Annotated in this window: 17 protein-coding genes; 9 read left to right on the top strand and 8 right to left on the bottom strand. The window is 60.4% G+C overall.

The features are described 5' to 3' along the window. Positions 1 to 263: 263 nt before the first annotated feature. Entirely contained in the window at positions 264 to 962 is a 699-nt protein-coding gene (locus AB5Y91_RS11635; protein WP_368169858.1) for a B3/4 domain-containing protein, read from the top strand. Between the two features lie 81 nt (positions 963 to 1,043). Here the strand turns inward: AB5Y91_RS11635 and sugE are convergent, their stop codons facing one another. Then, a complete protein-coding gene (sugE, locus tag AB5Y91_RS11630; RefSeq protein ID WP_368169857.1) occupies positions 1,044 to 1,358 on the bottom strand; it encodes a quaternary ammonium compound efflux SMR transporter SugE in 315 nt (104 codons plus the stop codon). Between the two features lie 329 nt (positions 1,359 to 1,687). Here sugE and asd point away from each other — a divergent pair, with 329 nt between their 5' ends. Then, positions 1,688 to 2,800: an aspartate-semialdehyde dehydrogenase gene (asd, locus tag AB5Y91_RS11625; protein WP_139744376.1), complete on the top strand. Its 1,113-nt coding sequence runs from the start codon at positions 1,688 to 1,690 to the stop codon at positions 2,798 to 2,800. A 127-nt stretch (positions 2,801 to 2,927) separates the two neighbouring features. Here asd and cspD read toward each other — a convergent pair whose 3' ends face one another. Further along, a complete protein-coding gene (cspD, locus tag AB5Y91_RS11620) occupies positions 2,928 to 3,146 on the bottom strand; it encodes a cold shock-like protein CspD (protein ID WP_005300025.1) in 219 nt (72 codons plus the stop codon). A gap of 228 nt (positions 3,147 to 3,374) precedes the next feature. Here cspD and clpS point away from each other — a divergent pair, with 228 nt between their 5' ends. Continuing rightward, positions 3,375 to 3,692 (top strand): ATP-dependent Clp protease adapter ClpS, encoded by a 318-nt coding sequence (gene clpS / locus AB5Y91_RS11615; RefSeq protein ID WP_005325410.1) that lies wholly within the window; start codon positions 3,375 to 3,377, stop codon positions 3,690 to 3,692. Between the two features lie 60 nt (positions 3,693 to 3,752). Further along, positions 3,753 to 6,005 (top strand): ATP-dependent Clp protease ATP-binding subunit ClpA, encoded by a 2,253-nt coding sequence (gene clpA / locus AB5Y91_RS11610; protein ID WP_106886978.1) that lies wholly within the window; start codon positions 3,753 to 3,755, stop codon positions 6,003 to 6,005. 69 nt (positions 6,006 to 6,074) lie between these two features. Here the strand turns inward: clpA and infA are convergent, their stop codons facing one another. The 3 genes from infA to aat are packed head-to-tail and all read right to left on the bottom strand — an operon-like array spanning position 6,075 to position 7,782. Continuing rightward, positions 6,075 to 6,392 (bottom strand): translation initiation factor IF-1, encoded by a 318-nt coding sequence (gene infA, locus AB5Y91_RS11605; protein ID WP_231557514.1) that lies wholly within the window; start codon positions 6,390 to 6,392, stop codon positions 6,075 to 6,077. Then, positions 6,362 to 7,078: an arginyltransferase gene (locus tag AB5Y91_RS11600; RefSeq protein ID WP_139435447.1), complete on the bottom strand. Its 717-nt coding sequence runs from the start codon at positions 7,076 to 7,078 to the stop codon at positions 6,362 to 6,364. The genes infA and AB5Y91_RS11600 overlap by 31 nt, the downstream gene beginning before the upstream one ends. Further along, positions 7,075 to 7,782 (bottom strand): leucyl/phenylalanyl-tRNA--protein transferase, encoded by a 708-nt coding sequence (gene aat / locus AB5Y91_RS11595; protein ID WP_368169856.1) that lies wholly within the window; start codon positions 7,780 to 7,782, stop codon positions 7,075 to 7,077. The genes AB5Y91_RS11600 and aat overlap by 4 nt, the downstream gene beginning before the upstream one ends. A 17-nt stretch (positions 7,783 to 7,799) precedes the next feature. Between aat and AB5Y91_RS11590 the strand changes: the two genes are divergently transcribed. Further along, positions 7,800 to 8,270 carry a glycine zipper 2TM domain-containing protein gene (locus tag AB5Y91_RS11590; RefSeq protein WP_234568032.1) on the top strand — a complete coding sequence of 157 codons (471 nt, stop codon included), beginning with the start codon at positions 7,800 to 7,802 and terminating at the stop codon, positions 8,268 to 8,270. A gap of 101 nt (positions 8,271 to 8,371) precedes the next feature. Here the strand turns inward: AB5Y91_RS11590 and AB5Y91_RS11585 are convergent, their stop codons facing one another. From AB5Y91_RS11585 to ald, 3 genes are all read right to left on the bottom strand, one after another. Continuing rightward, the gene (locus tag AB5Y91_RS11585; protein WP_171276042.1) at positions 8,372 to 9,613 is read right to left on the bottom strand and encodes a diguanylate cyclase; all 1,242 of its coding nucleotides are present in this window, start codon (positions 9,611 to 9,613) and stop codon (positions 8,372 to 8,374) included. Positions 9,614 to 9,669: 56 nt separating this feature from the next. Further along, on the bottom strand, positions 9,670 to 10,620 hold the full coding sequence (gene trxB, locus AB5Y91_RS11580) for a thioredoxin-disulfide reductase (protein WP_106886974.1): 951 nt from the start codon (positions 10,618 to 10,620) through the stop codon (positions 9,670 to 9,672). Between the two features lie 183 nt (positions 10,621 to 10,803). After that, a complete protein-coding gene (gene ald / locus AB5Y91_RS11575; protein ID WP_106886973.1) occupies positions 10,804 to 11,919 on the bottom strand; it encodes an alanine dehydrogenase in 1,116 nt (371 codons plus the stop codon). 150 nt (positions 11,920 to 12,069) lie between these two features. Here ald and lrp point away from each other — a divergent pair, with 150 nt between their 5' ends. From lrp to AB5Y91_RS11555, 4 genes are all read left to right on the top strand, one after another. Next, a complete protein-coding gene (lrp, locus tag AB5Y91_RS11570) occupies positions 12,070 to 12,561 on the top strand; it encodes a leucine-responsive transcriptional regulator Lrp (protein ID WP_005300047.1) in 492 nt (163 codons plus the stop codon). Positions 12,562 to 12,753: 192 nt separating this feature from the next. Further along, on the top strand, positions 12,754 to 15,261 hold the full coding sequence (locus tag AB5Y91_RS11565) for a DNA translocase FtsK 4TM domain-containing protein (RefSeq protein ID WP_368169855.1): 2,508 nt from the start codon (positions 12,754 to 12,756) through the stop codon (positions 15,259 to 15,261). Positions 15,262 to 15,330: 69 nt separating this feature from the next. After that, positions 15,331 to 15,939, top strand: coding sequence for an outer membrane lipoprotein chaperone LolA (lolA, locus tag AB5Y91_RS11560; RefSeq protein ID WP_289982929.1), 609 nt, complete (start codon positions 15,331 to 15,333; stop codon positions 15,937 to 15,939). Between the two features lie 148 nt (positions 15,940 to 16,087). Next, positions 16,088 to 17,425, top strand: a complete 1,338-nt coding sequence (locus AB5Y91_RS11555) for a replication-associated recombination protein A (protein ID WP_368169854.1) — start codon at positions 16,088 to 16,090, stop codon at positions 17,423 to 17,425. Positions 17,426 to 17,486 lie beyond the last annotated feature (61 nt).

Here is a 17,486-nt window from a genome sequence, read left to right as displayed (position 1 = left end):
CATGAGTGGCGGGAAAAGCGGCCAGGACAATCCCCTGCCAGGTGCGGGTCTGGTTGCCGTCGGTGGCCGGCATAGTCTGGGTTATTAGCCCTCCTTAACAACATTAAGAAAAAGTAGATTTTTTTATGCCATGCCGCCGTCCATCATGGGGCCGACTTGTTTCTTCGTGGTGACAAGCATCACGCGCTAGCTTTCTGGGCACGGGTCACTTGGCCTCGTCTGCCGTTATCGCCTTCGCCACGATTCACCCATTGGGAGTTGCTATGCCATTCATGACACCACAGATTGATGCCAGGGTGACCAGCCTGGCCCCGGGATTCCGGGCCCTGAGCATCCAGGTCGACGGGGCCACCATGGTCGATCGCAACGTCGGCGCACAGGCGCTGGCGCGGGCCTGCCAATCCGTTGCGGCGGGCGGTGCACCTTGGGCACAGGATCATCTGTCCGCCTGGGGCGAGGTGTTCAAACGCTTCGGTGCCAAGCCCCAGCGGACCCCCTGCTCGGCACAGGCGCTGCTCAAGCGGGTGCAACGGGAGGGCAGCCTGCCCTGCATCGATCCTGTCGTCGATCTCTACAACGCCATCAGCATCGAATACGCCATCCCCGTCGGTGGGGAGGATCTCACCGCTTATGAGGGGTCGCCCCGGTTGATCATTGCCGATGGCACCGAACTGTTTGACACCATGAAGGAGGGGGCCCCTGCCCACGAGACCCCCGAACCTGGCGAGGTGGTCTGGTGTGATGACAGAGGCGTGACCTGTCGCCGCTGGAATTGGCGTCAGGGGACCAGAACCCGGCTCAGCGCCGAGTCCGGGCAGATGTGGTTCATTCTGGAAAGCTTGCCTGAAATGCCGCTGGCGGCGCTGCAGGAGGCCGGTGATCGGCTGATCGAGGGGTTAAGGCAGATGATGCCGGGCGCCCGGATTGAGAGTGTGCTGATAGGAAGCCCAGACGGGGCATGAGGAAAACATAATGGCCACCCTGGGTGGCCATTTTTAATACGCGCTGCTGGGGCGCCGCTGGGCTGCGCTTCCATCTCGTTATCAGCCGATAAACTTGAGTCCCAGAATACCGCCGATGATCAGCAGCAGGCAGAGCACCCGGGCCAGGGTGGCTGGCTCGTTAAACAGCCAGATCCCCATCAACACAGTGCCGACCGCGCCTATGCCGGTCCAGACCACGTAGGCTGTGCCAAGCGGCAGTTGTTTGACCGCCATGGCGAGCAACAGCACGCTCACCCCCATGGCAGCTAGGGTCAGCAGGGTGGGGAGGGGACGGCTGAAACCGTCGGTGTACTTGAGGCCGATGGCCCAGGCGACCTCGAACAGGCCGGCCAGTAGCAGGAGTAACCAGGGCATATGAGTATTCCACGCGGGGCAGGGTCGTCCCTGCGAGTCAAGGAGGCCTTGGGGTCGTCCCCAGGGGGCAGTGGTTGCCAGTCGGACATCATGATGCCTGACCGATGGGGAGTCCGCCAAGCGTGGTAGCCCGGAACCCATGGTTATTGCGGCAAATGACACAGATTATTGCGCAATTCGACTTGCGCCTGTCGCCACAATCCGTAATGTGGACAGACGCATTATTTACACATCATGCTTGTGGCCAATTTGTGAACGGACCCGCGTCCGGCAAGGGATCACGGCGTATGAGACTTCATTTTTACAGCAGCTATCCAGGGTAGGACATTATGAAAAAAGTTGGTTTGGTCGGTTGGCGTGGCATGGTGGGTTCGGTACTGATGAGCCGGATGCAGGAAGAGAAGGATTTTGCCCGCATTCAACCCACCTTCTTCACCACCTCCCAGGCCGGTGAGGCCGCCCCCAATTTCGGCGTCGATGCCGGCACCTTGCAGGACGCCTTCGACATCGAGGCGCTGGCCGCACAGGAGATCATCATCACGGCTCAGGGTGGCGACTACACCAAGGATGTCTATCCCCGTCTGCTGGCCTCCGGCTGGCAGGGTTACTGGATTGATGCCGCCTCCTCCCTGCGCATGGAGAAGGACGCCGTCATCATCCTGGATCCGGTCAACGGCGACGTGATCGACGAGGCGCTGGACAAGGGGATCAAGACCTTCGTCGGCGGCAACTGCACCGTCAGCCTGATGCTGCTGGCCCTGGGTGGCCTGTTCAAGGCCGATCTGGTGGAGTGGGTGAGTGTGGCCACCTATCAGGCCGCATCGGGCGGTGGCGCGCGCCACATGCGCGAGCTGGTCACCCAGATGGGGCTGCTGCGTGACGAAGTGGCGGTGGAGCTGGCGGATCCCGCCTCCGCCATCCTGGACATTGAGCGCAAGATCACCGAGAAGACCCGCTCCGGCACCCTGCCGGTGGACAACTTCGGCGTGCCGCTGGCAGGTGGCCTCATCCCCTGGATCGACACCAAGCTCGACAACGGTCAGAGCCGCGAAGAGTGGAAGGGCCAGGCCGAGACCAACAAGATCCTCGGCATCGAAGATGCCGCCATTCCGGTGGATGGCCTCTGCGTGCGCATCGGTGCCCTGCGCTGCCACAGTCAGGCCTTCACCATCAAGCTGAAGAAAGACGTGCCGCTCCCCGAGATCGAGGCCCTGCTGGCCGCTCACAACGACTGGGTCAAGGTGATCCCGAACGATCGCGACATCACGGCCCGCGAGCTGACCCCGGCCGCCGTCACCGGTACCCTCAGCATCCCGGTAGGCCGTCTGCGCAAGCTCAACATGGGCCCGGAATACCTGGCGGCCTTCACCGTGGGTGACCAACTGCTGTGGGGCGCCGCCGAGCCGCTGCGCCGCATGCTCAACATCCTGCTGGCTCGCTGACAGGGGATAGCTCGCAAGGGCACACAATAAGGAAGGCCCGGCCTTTCTTATTGTGTCGGCACAACGAGTGACATAAAAAAACGGCATCCTTGCGGGATGCCGTTTTTTAATTGATCCAGTTTGACTCTTACATGTTTTGTGCTTCGTTTGGCACGATGACAGAGGCGTGATTTCCTTTCGGCCCCTGCTGCAGTTCAAAGTTGACTGCCTGACCCGCTTTCAAGGTCTTGTAACCTTCCATTTGAATCGTGGAGTAGTGAGCGAAGATGTCTTCACCACCGCCTTCCGGACAGATAAACCCAAATCCTTTTGCGTTGTTGAACCACTTGACTGTTCCGGTTGCCATACATCTACATCCTTTTATTGATTACCCTGAAGTCGTTGAGTAACCTGCGCCAGCCTTATATAACTAGAGCATCACCCCGTAGCAGACGGGCGCCGATTAGCAAGTAACCAATCTAGTCCAACTTTTAAGCGAGTCAAGAAGTTGTTAACAACCGATGTGATCTGGTTAACAAGTCTATTGACAATCTTGAGCGAGACGGTAGTAATCTAGAGGTACCAAAGCGCAACTATGAGCAAGCAGAAAGAACTCTTTGCTAATGAAGAGATTGCAGAAGCAGAGAAAACGAAGCTGCAACCGCCACCCATGTACAAGGTCGTCTTGAACAACGATGACTACACACCGATGGAATTCGTGGTGGAGGTGCTGCAAAGGTTCTTTGGTATGGATCTGGAGAAGGCCACTCAGGTCATGCTGAGCGTGCATTATAGTGGTAAGGGAGTCTGCGGCACATTTACCGCCGAGATTGCCGAGACCAAAGTGGTCCAGGTCAACACCTATTCACGTAACAACGAACATCCACTGCTATGTACCATGGAAAAGGCTTGAATCTGATGACTTGATGGCGATAACGACACCGCATTGTTGCTGTACTGAGGGGAGGTGCCTATGTTGAACAAAGATCTAGAAAAGACGCTGAACGAGGCTTTCAAACTGGCCCGTGACGAGCGCCACGAATTCATGACCGTCGAGCACCTGTTGTTAGCCCTGCTGGATAACAGCTCAGCCCATGAGGCGCTGAGTTCGTGTGGTGCGGATGTGGAGCAGATGCGCAAGGAAATTCGCGCATTCATCAATCAAACGACCCCGCTCATCCCCCGCGATGACGAAGACAGAGAAACCCAACCGACCCTTGGTTTTCAGCGCGTGTTGCAACGTGCCGTGTTCCATGTCCAGTCGTCGGGCAATACCGAGGTAAGCGGCGCCAATGTGCTGGTCGCCATCTTCAGCGAGCAAGAGTCCCAGGCCGCCTACTTCCTGAAAAAAGCCGAAATAAGCCGCCTGGATGTGGTGAACTTTCTCTCCCACGGGGTGCGCAAAGACAGCAAGCCCGAGAGTGGCGGCAACAATGCCGAGTCCGATGATGAGGTCTCGTCCGCCCAGATCGAGAGCTTCGCCACCAACCTCAACCAGCTGGTGCTGGAGGGGCGCATCGACCCGCTGATCGGTCGCGATCAGGAGCTGAGTCGCACCATCCAGGTGCTCTGCCGTCGGCGCAAGAACAATCCCTTGCTGGTGGGGGAGGCTGGCGTGGGCAAGACCGCCATCGCCGAGGGGCTCGCCTATCGTATCGTCAAGGGTGACGTGCCCGAGGTGATAGCTAACAGCACTATATATTCCCTGGACATGGGCTCCCTGCTGGCAGGCACCAAGTACCGCGGTGACTTCGAGAAGCGTCTCAAGGTGCTGCTCAAGCAGATCGAACGCCAGGAAGGGGCCATCCTCTTCATCGACGAGATCCACACCATCATTGGGGCGGGTGCAGCCTCCGGCGGTCAGCTGGATGCGGCCAACCTCATCAAGCCACTGCTCTCCAATGGCTTGCTGCGCTGTGTGGGATCCACCACTTATCAGGAATATTCCCAGATCTTCGAAAAAGATCGGGCTCTGGCGCGCCGTTTCCAGAAGATCGACATCGTCGAGCCGAGCATAGACGACACCACCCGTATCCTGATGGGGCTCAAGAGCCGCTATGAGGCGCACCATGGCGTGCGTTATACCGTCAAGGCCATCCGTGCCGCGGTCGAGCTCTCCGCCAAGTACATCAACGACCGCCACCTGCCGGACAAGGCCATCGACGTGATCGACGAGGCGGGGGCGGGGCAACGTTTGTTGCCGGTCAGCAAGCGTAAAAAAGTGATCAATGTGCCGGAGATCGAGGCCATAGTCGCGAAGATTGCCCGCATCCCGGAGAAATCAGTCTCCTCTTCCGACAAGGAGGTGCTGAAGAACCTGGAGCGCAACCTCAAGATGGTGGTGTTCGGCCAGGACAAGGCCATCACCGTATTGACCGATGCCATCCGGCTGTCACGCTCCGGCCTTGGCAACGAGCGTCGCCCTGTGGGCTGCTTCCTGTTTGCCGGCCCGACCGGGGTGGGCAAGACCGAAGTAACCCAGCAGCTCGGCAAGGCGCTCGGGGTCGAGGTGCTGCGCTTTGATATGTCCGAATATATGGAGCGCCATACCGTTTCCCGCCTGATTGGGGCACCTCCCGGTTATGTGGGCTTCGAGCAGGGCGGCTTGCTGACCGATTCTGTGCTCAAGCATCCCCATTCGGTGGTGCTGCTGGACGAGATAGAGAAGGCGCACCCGGATGTCTTCAATCTGCTGCTGCAAGTGATGGACAACGGTACCCTGACGGACAACAACGGGCGCAAGGCCGATTTTCGCAACGTGATCCTGGTGATGACCACCAACGCGGGGGTGCAGGAGACCCAGCGCAAGTCCATTGGCTTCCAGCAGCAGGACATGAGTCACGATGCCATGGCGGTGATCAACAAGACGTTCAGTCCGGAGTTCCGCAACCGGCTCGATCACACCATCTGGTTCAACCATCTGGACATGACGGTGATCCATCAGGTCGTCGACAAGTTCATCGTCGAACTGCAGGTACAGCTGGATGCCAAAGGGGTATCACTTGAAGTATCTGAAGAGGCGCGCCACTGGTTGGCCGAGAAGGGTTATGATCGGGCAATGGGTGCAAGACCCATGGGACGGGTCATTCAGGAGCACCTCAAGAAGCCGTTGGCCAATGAGATCCTGTTCGGCTCACTGGTCGATGGCGGAGTGGTGAGAGTGGAGCTGGTGAATAACAGCCTCAGCTTTGACTTCCAGGTCAATGTTGAAGCTGTCTCTCACTAAATGTGATTGAGGCCAGAAACGACAAAAAACCCCAGCCGAGAGGCTGGGGTTTTTTGCTGAATTCCTGGCTTAGCGAGAGCGGAAAACAATACGTCCCTTGGAGAGATCGTACGGAGTCAGAGCCACCGTTACTTTGTCCCCAGTCAGGATACGGATGTAGTTTTTGCGCATCTTGCCGGAAATATGAGCGATAACCACGTGACCATTTTCCAGTTCCACACGGAACATGGTATTGGGCAAGGTTTCGAGAATGGTACCCTGCATCTCAATACTGTCTTCTTTAGCCATTGAATCCTCTTGATAAGCCACAACAAAAAACCGCTGGATCATGCCGGATTTAAGGCTATGTGTAAAGTTTACTCGGGCTTGGTGTCGATATTTTTCCATTCTCCCTGCACCAGCAGCTCGTGGGGCAGGTATTGGCGTTTGTAATTCATCTTGCGACAGGCCTCCACCAGATAGCCCAGATACAGCCAGCTGCGACCCGTGCGCCTGGCTAGTTCCAACTGGCTCAGAATGGCAAAGGTGCCCAGAGAGCGGTCAGCATAGTCAGGATCGAAGAAGGTATACATGGCGCTCATGGAGTGGGGTAGCAGGTCCGTGGTGGCCACCCCGATGAGGCGTCCCTCTTTGCGTATCTCCATGTAGAGCGGTGGCATCCAGTCGCAGTGCAGGAATCCCTTGTACTGGGTCCGACTCGGCGGGTACATGCTGCCATCGTGGTGGCGCTCGCGGATGTAGCGCTCATAGAGCTGGTAATACTCGGGTTTATCGTCGTAACTCAGCACCAGCTCGAGATCCCGGTTCAGCTGACGCACGCGTTTCTGACTGCGGTTCGGCACGAAACGCTCGCTGTGGATGCGCAGTGACTGGCAGGCACTGCAGGCCGGGCAATGGGGGCGATAGATGTCGTTGCCACTGCGCCTGAATCCTGCCGTCAGCAGTCGCTCATAACCGGCAGCATTGAGCAGCTCATGATCCATCAGTACCAGCAACTGCTCCTGCTCATGGCCGAGGTAGCTGCACGGGTGTCTGGGGGTCAGGCCTACCTTGAGGATCACTTCTTCTGTCATAGGCTGATTCTCCTCTGCTGCCAGCAACCGTCCTGCAGTGGTTGCCTGGTCAGGCGCGCCAATGTGGTCAGAAACCGGCTTCTTGGCCACTCCTGGACCCCCAGGGTGGCCAGGAAGTCGTTCTGCATCTGGCAATCGATGAGGGCACCCCAATGGCGTGAAAAGTGACGACAGAGCGCCACCATGGCCAGTTTGGCGCCGTTATCGATGCGGCTGAACATGGATTCGCCGCAGAAGAGGCGGCCAAGGGAGAGGCCGTAGAGCCCCGCCTGCAACTCCCCGTCCTGCCAGATCTCGACGGAGTGGGCATGGCCCAGGCGGTGCAACTGCCGATAGGCGTCGATCATGGGGGCGCTTATCCAGGTGCCGCTGGCGCTGCGACGGGGGGCGGCGCAGGCCGCTATCACCTCATCGAAGGCACTATCGACGGTAATGTCGAAGGGGGTGCGGCGCAGATACTTCTGCAGGCTGCGCCCTATGTGCAGCTCATCGGGCACTATCACCCCCCTGGGATCCGGCGACCACCACAGCAGTGGCTGGTGTGGCTCATTCCACGGAAAGATCCCGCTGTGATAAGCTGCCAGCAATCGAGCAGGAGAGAGATCTCCCCCAATCGCCAGCAGGCCATTGGGCTCTTCCAGCGCATGGCTGGGGGAGGGAAACCAGCACAGCTCATCATCCAGTTCGGTGAGATAGCGAGACATAAGACAGAGGTTCACAGATGAAGGCCATTATCCTGATAGTATCCAGCTTGCTGGGCTTTGTCACGGCGCCCGCCTGGGCCGCACCCTATGAGCGCAATACGGCGCGCCCCGTCGATCAGGTGGTGTTTGGCCAGGTGGATACGGTGCGCAACATCACCCAGCGCCAGGTGCTGGAATCCGAGCATACCGGCTGGAAAACCCTGGGGGGGGCCGTGCTGGGGGGGCTGCTCGGCAACCAGTTTGGCGGCGGTCATGGGCGGGAGATAGCCACCGCCGTGGGGGCATTGGCGGGGGCGGCCGCGGTGCAGCACTACCAGTCAGGGGGCAGCGTGGTGGAGAACAAGCTGGTGGAGCTGCTAATCCGCAACGAGCAAGACGGGCTTATCAACGTGATCCAGGATTACGATCCGGCCATGGTGTTTGCGAGGGGGGACAAGGTGCGCATCCTCTATTTCAGCGATGGGGTGCGGGTCGACAAGACCTATTGAGGAAACCCGTGGCGGCAGGGATGGCGTGCTGAGAAGGAATAACCCGGCGGCCGCAAAGGGCGCCGGGCGGTACTACACGGAGCGTCTCACTCGAGACGTGCTCAGGCGTCCTGGGAGACTATCTTGTCACGACCCGTGTTCTTTGCCTGATACAGCTGGCGATCTGCCTCGCAGAGCGCCTCGTCCATGGAGAGCCGCCCGACATTGATGACGCCAAAACTGGCGCGCACGAACAGCGGCACTTCCCGTGACAGCGGCTGCTGACGCAGCTGTTGGCGCAGCCCTTCCAGCCGCTTGAGCAGCACGGGAACCGGGCAATGGGGCACCATCAGGGCAAACTCCTCTCCGCCGAAGCGGGCTATCATGGCATCCGGGAAGAACTGGGAGAGCAACCGGGTCAGGTGGCAGAGCAGCTCATCGCCGATGGCATGGCCCCAGTGATCGTTGACCTGCTTAAAATGATCCACATCGAGTACGCACAGGGCGAGCTGCGCCTGCTGACGCTGATGCTCCTCGAACCACTTCTGCCCCTCGTTGAACCAGTAACGCCGGTTGTAGAGCCCGGTCAGGTAGTCGCGATTGGCGGATTCCTGGATGCTGTTGAACTGCTCAAGGGCCTCCAGATTGTGGCTGACCCGGCACTGCAGCTCCTCGGGCTCGAACGGCTGGTTGAGAAAATCGTTCGCCCCCTGCTTGAGGTAGCGGGCAGAGAGGCCGTGCTTGTCCGACACCGAGATGCCGATGATGGCGAGCTGCTGCTTGCTGTAGCGCTCCCGCAGCATCCGCACCAGGCTGATGCCGTCGATTTCCGGCATGTAGTAATCCACCAGCATCAGGCGAATGGCCGGGTGCTGCTCGAGCAGGGCCAGGGCATCCCGGGCGCAGGTTGCCTCGTGCACCAGCAGCAGTTGCTTGCGCAGCTGGGCGGCGGTGCGATGACGGGAAGTGAGCGAATCATCGACCACCAGCACTTCTATGGCCTGGTTGAGGTAGAGGCGGTGCACCAGGCTGACGGCGTATTGCAGGGAGTGCCGTGAATCCTTCATCACGTAATCCAGCACCCCGGCCTCCAGCCAGGCTTCCCGTTTCTCCTCGCTGATGTCGGCGGTGAGGATCACCACGGGCAACCCTCGCGCCAGCAACACGTTGACGGCTTCTCCGCTCGGGGCATCCGGCAGGGTGAGATCCACCAGAGCTACCACGTACTCTTCTCCCTGGCAGTCACGGGCGCCCTCCAGGGTATCGAACGCATCTATCTCCAGCCCGGTTTGCTGCGCAATGGCCTGGGTCAACATGCGGCGCACCGTCAGGCTGTCTTCCACAATCAATATTTTCCGTTTCATCCGGCTCCTTAAAAGAAAAGGGCATGCCACTTGGCATGCCCTTTATATCCTTGTGCTTATTGTGCGTCCAGATATCGCTCGGCATCCAGGGCTGCCATGCAGCCGGTACCGGCTGAGGTGATCGCCTGACGGTAAACGTGGTCGGCCACGTCGCCGGCGGCAAACACGCCCGGGATGCTGGTCTGGGTCGCGAAGCCTTCCAGGCCGCCACGGACCTTGAGGTAGCCGTTTTCCATCGCCAGCTGGCCTTCGAAGATCTGGGTGTTGGGCTGGTGACCTATGGCGATGAAGACCCCCATCAGCGGCAGCTCGGAGGTGGCGTCGTCCCGGGTGCTGCGCAGGCGCACGCCGGTCACGCCCATGTTGTCACCCAGCACCTCGTCCAGGGTCTGGTGAGTGTGCAGCACTATGTTGCCGCTCTCGACCTTGTCATTGAGGCGCTTGATCAGGATCTTCTCGGCGCGGAACTCGTCGCGGCGGTGGATCAGGTGCACCTTCTTGGCGATGTTGGCCAGATAGAGCGCCTCTTCCACGGCGGTGTTGCCGCCGCCGACCACGGCCACTTCCTGGTTGCGGTAGAAGAAACCGTCACAGGTGGCACAGGCGGAGACGCCACGGCCCTTGAAGGACTCCTCGGAAGGCAGCCCCAGGTACTTGGCGGAGGCGCCGGTGGCGATGATGAGCGCGTCGCAAGTGTATTCACCGTTGTCACCCTTGAGACGGAAGGGGCGCTGGGTCAGCTCCACTTCATTGATGTGATCAAAGAGGATGCGGGTATCGAATTTTTCCGCATGCTCTTTCATGCGCTCCATCAGGGCCGGGCCGGTCAGCCCTTCCGCGTCACCTGGCCAGTTTTCCACCTCAGTGGTGGTGGTCAGCTGACCACCTTGCTGCATGCCGGTGATGAGCAGGGGATTGAGGTTGGCGCGGGCGGCGTAGACGGCGGCGGTGTAACCCGCCGGGCCTGACCCCAGGATCAGCAGTTTGCTATGAATGACTTGGCTCATGATGTGATTTCCGAGACGTGATGAGTTTGCGCGATTGTAGGTAATTCGTGATCCGGGGTCAAAGGCCAGGGCATCGATTGTGGCAATCGCCAAAGAGGGGGGAGGGTGGCCGGATTGCGCCATAAAAAAACCGCCCATCGCGGGCGGATTTTCACTCATCGACGCACCCTTGCGGGGGCGGGATCAGTTCAACAGGGTCAGGGGATCCGTGTAGGCCAGGTTGTGCGCCACGGCGACCTCCTTGCAAGTGATCTTGCCCGCCATCACGTTCAGGCCGTGCAACAGGTGGGGATCGCTGAGCAGTGCACCGCGATAACCCTGTTCCGCCAGCTTGATGATGAAGGGCAGGGTGGCGTTGTTGAGGGCCACGGTGGAGGTGCGGGCCACGGCGCCTGGCATGTTGGCCACGCAGTAGTGCACCACCTCGTCGACGATGAAGGTGGGATCCTCATGGGTGGTGGCGTGAGAGGTCTCGACGCAGCCGCCCTGATCGATGGCCACGTCCACGATGGCGGAGCCCGGCTTCATGCGTGCAATGTGGTCACGGCTGACAAGTTTTGGCGCAGTGGCGCCCGGCACCAGCACGCCGCCGATGACCAGATCCGCCGCCAGCAGGTGGCGCTCCAGGGTCTCGCGATTGGAGTAGACCACCTTGGCCGCCCCCTGGAACTCGCTGTCGAGACGGCGCAGGGTGTCGATGTTGTTGTCGAGTATGGTCACGTCGGCACGCAGGCCGATGGCCATGCGGGCTGCGTTGGAACCCACCACGCCACCGCCGATGATCACCACCTTGGCCGGTTCGACTCCGGGCACGCCGCCGAGCAGCATGCCGCTACCCCCGCGGGACTTCTCCAGCGCCTGGGCGCCGGCCTGAATAGACATGCGTCCTGCCACTTCCGACATGGGTGCCAGCAGGGGCAGACCGCCACGGCCGTCGGTGACTGTCTCGTAGGCGATGCAGACGGCGCCGCTGTCGACCAGCTCCCGGGTCTGGGCCAGGTCTGGCGCCAGGTGCAGGTAGGTAAAGAGAGTCTGGCCCGGACGCAGCATGGCGCGCTCGACCGCCTGGGGTTCCTTGACCTTGACGATCATCTCCGCCTTGGCGAAAACGTCTGCTGCGGAGGCCAGGATCTCGGCTCCGGCAGCCAGATAATCTGCGTCACTGAAGCCAATGCCATTTCCTGCGCCGCTTTGGACGAAAACGGTATGGTTTCGTGCTGTCAGTTCACGTACACTGGCCGGAACCATGCCTACGCGATATTCATGGTTTTTTATTTCCTTAGGTACACCGATAATCATGCTATCCCTCGTCTATCGATTGGTGGTTTATGTTGCCCAGATGTTAAGCAACATTTGCGCCTAGTATATTCAGGTATTGACAGGATTTGTGACCATTATTATAAAATGACTGGTGATTCTTACCAAAAAATAGCCAAAGGATGGAATTAAATGATGGAAGCTAAGAGTCGGCTAAAGGATTTGGACAGGATTGACCGCAACATTCTGAATGAACTGCAAAAGGATGGCAGGATTTCGAACGTTGAGTTGTCCAAACGAGTTGGCCTGAGTCCCACACCGTGTCTGGAACGGGTTCGTCGCCTCGAGCGTCAAGGCTATATCGAAGGATATGCCGCTATTCTGAACCCTCATTATCTGGATGCGTCTCTGCTGGTGTTCGTGGAAATTACCCTCAATCGTGGCGCCCCCGACGTGTTCGAACAGTTCAACAAGGCTGTTCAGGTGCTCGAAGAGATCCAGGAGTGCCATCTGGTGTCCGGTGATTTCGACTATCTGCTCAAGACCCGCGTCAGCGACATGTCGGCCTATCGCCGCCTGCTGGGGGAAACCCTGCTGCGTCTGCCCGGCGTCAATGACACCCGTACCTATGTGGTCATGGAAGAGGTCAAGCAGAGCAGCCGTCTGGTGATCAGCACCCGATAAGCGGGATTGTGCTGTGACTTGCAAGCACCACGACGAGTCACGATAGTCAGAAACGAGCGGCCGGTCCGCTCGTTTCTTCTTATTACTGTATTCATGGCCCCGCCCTCAGGCACTGGCTGACAATCGGTGGGCTTTTCAGGGATACTAGGCCCCCTATCCCCGCATTACATGTTTTCAGAAAGGAGCCGGAGTTTGGCCGATAAAAAGCTGTTTACTCCTTTGTCAGGTACGCAACGGATCTTCGAGGCCGTCTTGATCGCCATCACGCTGATGGCTGCCTATCTCTTGCTTGCCCTGTTGACCTACCATCCCGCCGATCCCGGTTGGTCCCAGACCTCCTGGCAGGGAGAGGTGAAGAACCTGGCGGGCAGCGCCGGGGCCTGGCTCGCCGACATCACCATGTTCACCTTCGGGGCCTTCTCCTATCTGGTGCCTCCTCTGGTGGTGCTGCTCGGCTGGAGCCTGTTCTGGCGCCCGAGCCGGCTGCTGGAGGTGGACTATCTCACCCTGTCGGTGCGTATTATCGGCTTCGTCCTGACGGTGCTCGGCATGTCGGCGATTGCCAGCATGAACTTCAATGACTTGCAGAATTTCTCCGCAGGCGGCCTGGTGGGGGACGTGATCGCGTCCGCCGTGGTGCCCCTGTTTGGCGGGGTCGGGGCCAACCTGATGCTGCTCTGCTTCGTGGCAACCGGCATCACCCTGTTCACCGGCTGGTCCTGGCTCACCATAGTCGAGCGGATCGGTGCCACCTGCACCGGCAGCATCAGCGCCATCTACCATTTCCCCACCACCTTGGGTCGCTGGCTGACCGGCGGCTGGCGCCAGCCCCGTTTTGAGGGGCCGGATCCCCTGCTGGAAGGGGGCGTGGGCGCTCTGGATCTCGACGAGGAAGAGGACGAGCCCCATAGCAGCTGGACGCGCAACCCCAAGACCAAGGGGAGCCAGAAGTCAAAATCAGACGAATGGCTGCCGGAGCTCGATGACGATACCTTCCAGTTCGATCCGCAATTCGATGATGAAGAGGACGAGCCGGCGCCCGTGGCCAGACCCAAGCGCGCCGCCGTTGCCCATGCCCGCCGTCAGCCGGCCCTGGCCGATGACGGGGACGACGAGCTCGATCTGCCCTGGGCGGAAGGGGAGGAGGCAGCCGCCGCGCCTGCGGTCGCCGCACCGGTCAAGCCCAAGCGTCGCCCCCAGCCCGCCATGGCGCCGCTGCCGAGCATAGATCTGCTGGACAGACCGCCCGCCAAGACCCAGATGATGAGCAAGGACGAGCTGGACCGCATGGGCCGGCTGGTGGAGGCGAAACTCGCCGACTACAACGTGCAGGCCAAGGTGGTCGGCGTCTATCCGGGCCCGGTGATCACCCGCTTTGAGCTGGATCTGGCGCCGGGCATGAAGGCGAGCAAGATAACCAACCTGTCGCGGGACTTGGCCCGCTCCCTCTCCGCCAGCAGCGTGCGGGTGGTGGAGGTTATCCCGGGCAAGACCTTCGTCGGCATCGAGCTGCCCAACCGGGTGCGCCAGACCGTCTACCTGCGTGAGACCCTGGACTGCGAGGCCTTCTCTGGCAGCCACAATCCGCTGACCATGGGACTGGGGCAGGACATCGCGGGGGAACCCGTGGTGGTCAACCTCGCCAAGATGCCCCACCTGCTGGTGGCCGGTACCACGGGCTCCGGCAAGTCGGTGGGGGTCAACACCATGATCATCTCCATGCTCTACAAGTCATCCCCCGATGATCTGCGCTTCATCATGATCGACCCCAAGATGCTGGAGCTCTCGGTCTACGAAGGTATCCCCCATCTGCTGACCGAGGTGGTCACCGACATGAAGGACGCCGCCAACGCCCTGCGCTGGTGCGTAGGAGAGATGGAGCGTCGCTACAAGCTGATGTCCGCGGTCGGGGTGCGCAACCTCAAGGGTTACAACGACAAGGTGCTGGCCGCGGCCGCCGAGGGCGAGCCCCTGCGGGATCCCCTGTGGCGTCCGGGTGACTCCATGGATCAGATGCCGCCTGAGCTCGAGAAGCTGCCCCACATAGTCGTAGTGGTGGACGAGTTCGCCGACATGATGATGATCGTCGGCAAGAAGGTGGAAGAGCTGATTGCCCGTATCGCCCAGAAGGCGCGGGCGGCCGGTATTCACCTCATTTTGGCGACCCAGCGCCCCTCTGTGGATGTCATTACCGGCCTCATCAAGGCCAACATCCCGACCCGGATCTCCTTCCAGGTGTCGAGCAAGATCGACTCCCGTACCATCCTGGATCAGGGCGGCGCCGAATCCCTGCTCGGCATGGGTGACATGCTCTACATGCCGGCCGGTACCTCCAACCCGACCCGGGTCCACGGCGCCTTCGTCGATGACCACGAGGTGCACAAGGTGGTGGCGGACTGGAAACTGCGCGGCGAGCCGAACTACATCGAGGAGATCCTCTCCGGTGAGTCGGACGGCGAGGGCGGTGGCGGCGAGTACGGCGGCGGTGGTGACGAGGAGCTGGATCCTCTGTTCGACGAGGCGGTGGCCTTCGTGGTGGAATCCCGCCGTGGCTCGACCTCCAGCGTGCAGCGCAAGTTCAAGATTGGTTACAACCGGGCGGCCCGTCTCATCGAGCAGATGGAAAACCAGGGCATCGTCAGCTCTCCGGGGGGCAACGGCCAGCGCGACGTGCTGGCACCGCCTCCGGTGCGTGATTAAGCCTTCATATCATCCTGGCCATGTCTGCGGACATGGCCTTTTATCTGACCCTCTTCAACGGGAATCGCGATGAAAAAAGCATTATTGATGGGTTCTGTACTGTTGCTCGCCAGCAGCCAGGTGTGGGCCGATGCGGCCAGCGATCTCAAGCAGAAGCTGACGGGCGTCAGCCTGTTCTCGGCCAAGTTTGCCCAGACCGTCTATGACAGCAAGGGCAAGGAGCTGCAGAAGGCGAGCGGCTCCCTGCTGGTGCAGCGCCCGAATCGCTTCAACTGGCACACCACTGCCCCGGACGAGAGCCTGATAGTGGCGGACGGCAAGGATGTGTGGGTCTATGACCCCTTCGTCGAGCAGGTCACCGCCCTCAAGATGAAGGATGCGGTGCTCAACACCCCCTTCGTGCTGATCGCCGGCAACGATATCGGGCTCTGGAAGAACTACGACGTGACCCAGCAGGGGGACGTCTACACAGTCACCAGCCGCAACAAGGATGAGCTTATTGCCTCCTTTCGCATCACCTTCGACCGTCAGAACAACATCAGCCGGTTCGATGTGAAAGAGGCCCAGGGGCAGTGGAGCGAATTCACCTTGAGCAACTTCAACCGCAAGCCGGTGCTAAAGGGCAACGAGTTCGTGTTCAAGATACCCAAGGGGGTCGCACTGGACGATCAGCGCTGATGAGCCCTCTCTCTTTGGATCTCCGGTCGGGCCGTCATCCGCTGACGGCCCCTCGGGGGCTCTCAACCAAGATGAGCAAGCGCTCTTTGGAATCATCGTCGGAGCGCCTCTCACCGGCGGCCGGCGTGGCACTGGACGGTTAACGCAGATGAGCAACTTGTCCCTGGATTTCTCGTCGGACTTTCGTCCGCTGGCGGCCAGGATGCGGCCGCAGAACCTGGATCAATACATAGGCCAGCAGCACATCCTGGGGGCCGACAAACCCCTGCGCAAGGCGATCCTGGCGGGGCACTGCCACTCCATGATCCTGTGGGGGCCGCCCGGTACCGGCAAGACCACCCTCGCCGAGCTGATGGCCCACTACTGCCAGGCCGAGGTGGAGCGGCTCTCCGCGGTCACCTCCGGCATCAAGGAGATCCGCGCCGCCATCGACAAGGCGAAGGAGAACAGCTGGCGCGGGGTGCGCACCATCCTCTTCGTCGATGAGGTGCACCGCTTCAACAAGAGCCAGCAGGATGTGTTCCTGCCTCACATCGAAGACGGCACCATCACCTTCATCGGCGCTACCACCGAAAACCCCTCGTTCGAACTCAACAACGCACTGCTCTCCCGGGCCCGGGTCTACCTGCTGAAAAGGCTGGAGGAAGACGACATCCTCGCCATGCTCGATCAGGCGATGACAGACCCCCGTGGCCTCAATGACCCTAGCCTCACCTTTGCCCCCGGGGTGAAGGTGGCGCTGGCCAAAGCCGTGGATGGGGACGGGCGCAAGTCCCTCAACTACCTGGAGCTGTTGGCCGACATGGCCGAGACCAATGGGGCAGGGGAGAAGGTGATCGACAGCGCCCTGCTCGCCGCCGTGGTGGGGGAGCACGTGGCACGTTTTGACAAGGGCGGGGATCACTTCTACGACCTCATCTCGGCGGTGCACAAGTCCATTCGCGGCTCGGCGCCGGATGCGGCCCTCTACTGGTATGCCCGCATGGTGAGTGCCGGTTGCGATCCCCTCTATATTGCCCGCCGCTTGCTGGCGATTGCCTCGGAAGACGTGGGCAACGCCGATCCCCGTGCCATGCAGGTGGCGCTGTCTGCCTGGGACTGCTTCCATCGGATAGGCCCGGCGGAAGGGGAGCGGGCCATCGCCCAGGCCATCGTCTACCTCGCCTGCGCCCCCAAGAGCAATGCTGTCTACACCGCCTGGAAGGCGGCGCTCAATGACGCCAAAAACCTGCCCGATTTCGAGGTGCCGCCGCACCTGCGCAACGCGCCGACCAAGCTGATGAGCGAGCTTGGCTATGGTGCCGAGTACCGCTACGCCCACGACGAACCCGGCGCCTATGCCGCCGGCGAGGAGTACTTCCCGCCTGAACTGGCTGGCAAGCACTACTACCAGCCCACCGAACGGGGTCTCGAGAAGCAGATCGCCCAGAAGCTCGACTATCTGCGCGAGCTGGACCGCCAAAGCCCGCTCCAAAGAGAGAAGTAAGGGCGCCTTGCCCGGGCAGCATGGCGATCCCTCGGATCGGCGAAGATAAGCCTGCCGATGC

This window comes from Aeromonas sp. R4-3, assembly GCF_040908275.1.
In the GTDB taxonomy this organism is placed as follows: Bacteria; Pseudomonadota; Gammaproteobacteria; order Enterobacterales; family Aeromonadaceae; genus Aeromonas; species Aeromonas rivipollensis.
The sequence above is the reverse complement of the archived record's forward strand: the minus strand, read 5'-3'. Positions and strand labels throughout refer to the sequence as shown.

Bases quoted from the DNA above. Each gene is read 5' to 3' on its own strand.
- AB5Y91_RS11590 (WP_234568032.1), top strand. From the start codon at position 7,800: ATGAAGGCCATTATCCTGATAGTATCCAGCTTGCTGGGCTTTGTCACG.
- cspD (WP_005300025.1), bottom strand. From the start codon at position 3,146: ATGGCAACCGGAACAGTCAAGTGGTTCAACAACGCAAAAGGATTTGGG.
- AB5Y91_RS11555 (WP_368169854.1), top strand. From the start codon at position 16,088: ATGAGCAACTTGTCCCTGGATTTCTCGTCGGACTTTCGTCCGCTGGCG.
- AB5Y91_RS11635 (WP_368169858.1), top strand. From the start codon at position 264: ATGCCATTCATGACACCACAGATTGATGCCAGGGTGACCAGCCTGGCC.
- clpS (WP_005325410.1), top strand. From the start codon at position 3,375: ATGAGCAAGCAGAAAGAACTCTTTGCTAATGAAGAGATTGCAGAAGCA.
- AB5Y91_RS11585 (WP_171276042.1), bottom strand. From the start codon at position 9,613: ATGAAACGGAAAATATTGATTGTGGAAGACAGCCTGACGGTGCGCCGC.
- ald (WP_106886973.1), bottom strand. From the start codon at position 11,919: ATGATTATCGGTGTACCTAAGGAAATAAAAAACCATGAATATCGCGTA.
- lolA (WP_289982929.1), top strand. From the start codon at position 15,331: ATGAAAAAAGCATTATTGATGGGTTCTGTACTGTTGCTCGCCAGCAGC.
- aat (WP_368169856.1), bottom strand. From the start codon at position 7,782: ATGTCTCGCTATCTCACCGAACTGGATGATGAGCTGTGCTGGTTTCCC.
- lrp (WP_005300047.1), top strand. From the start codon at position 12,070: ATGATGGAAGCTAAGAGTCGGCTAAAGGATTTGGACAGGATTGACCGC.
- asd (WP_139744376.1), top strand. From the start codon at position 1,688: ATGAAAAAAGTTGGTTTGGTCGGTTGGCGTGGCATGGTGGGTTCGGTA.
- trxB (WP_106886974.1), bottom strand. From the start codon at position 10,620: ATGAGCCAAGTCATTCATAGCAAACTGCTGATCCTGGGGTCAGGCCCG.
- infA (WP_231557514.1), bottom strand. From the start codon at position 6,392: ATGGAAAAATATCGACACCAAGCCCGAGTAAACTTTACACATAGCCTT.
- AB5Y91_RS11600 (WP_139435447.1), bottom strand. From the start codon at position 7,078: ATGACAGAAGAAGTGATCCTCAAGGTAGGCCTGACCCCCAGACACCCG.
- clpA (WP_106886978.1), top strand. From the start codon at position 3,753: ATGTTGAACAAAGATCTAGAAAAGACGCTGAACGAGGCTTTCAAACTG.
- sugE (WP_368169857.1), bottom strand. From the start codon at position 1,358: ATGCCCTGGTTACTCCTGCTACTGGCCGGCCTGTTCGAGGTCGCCTGG.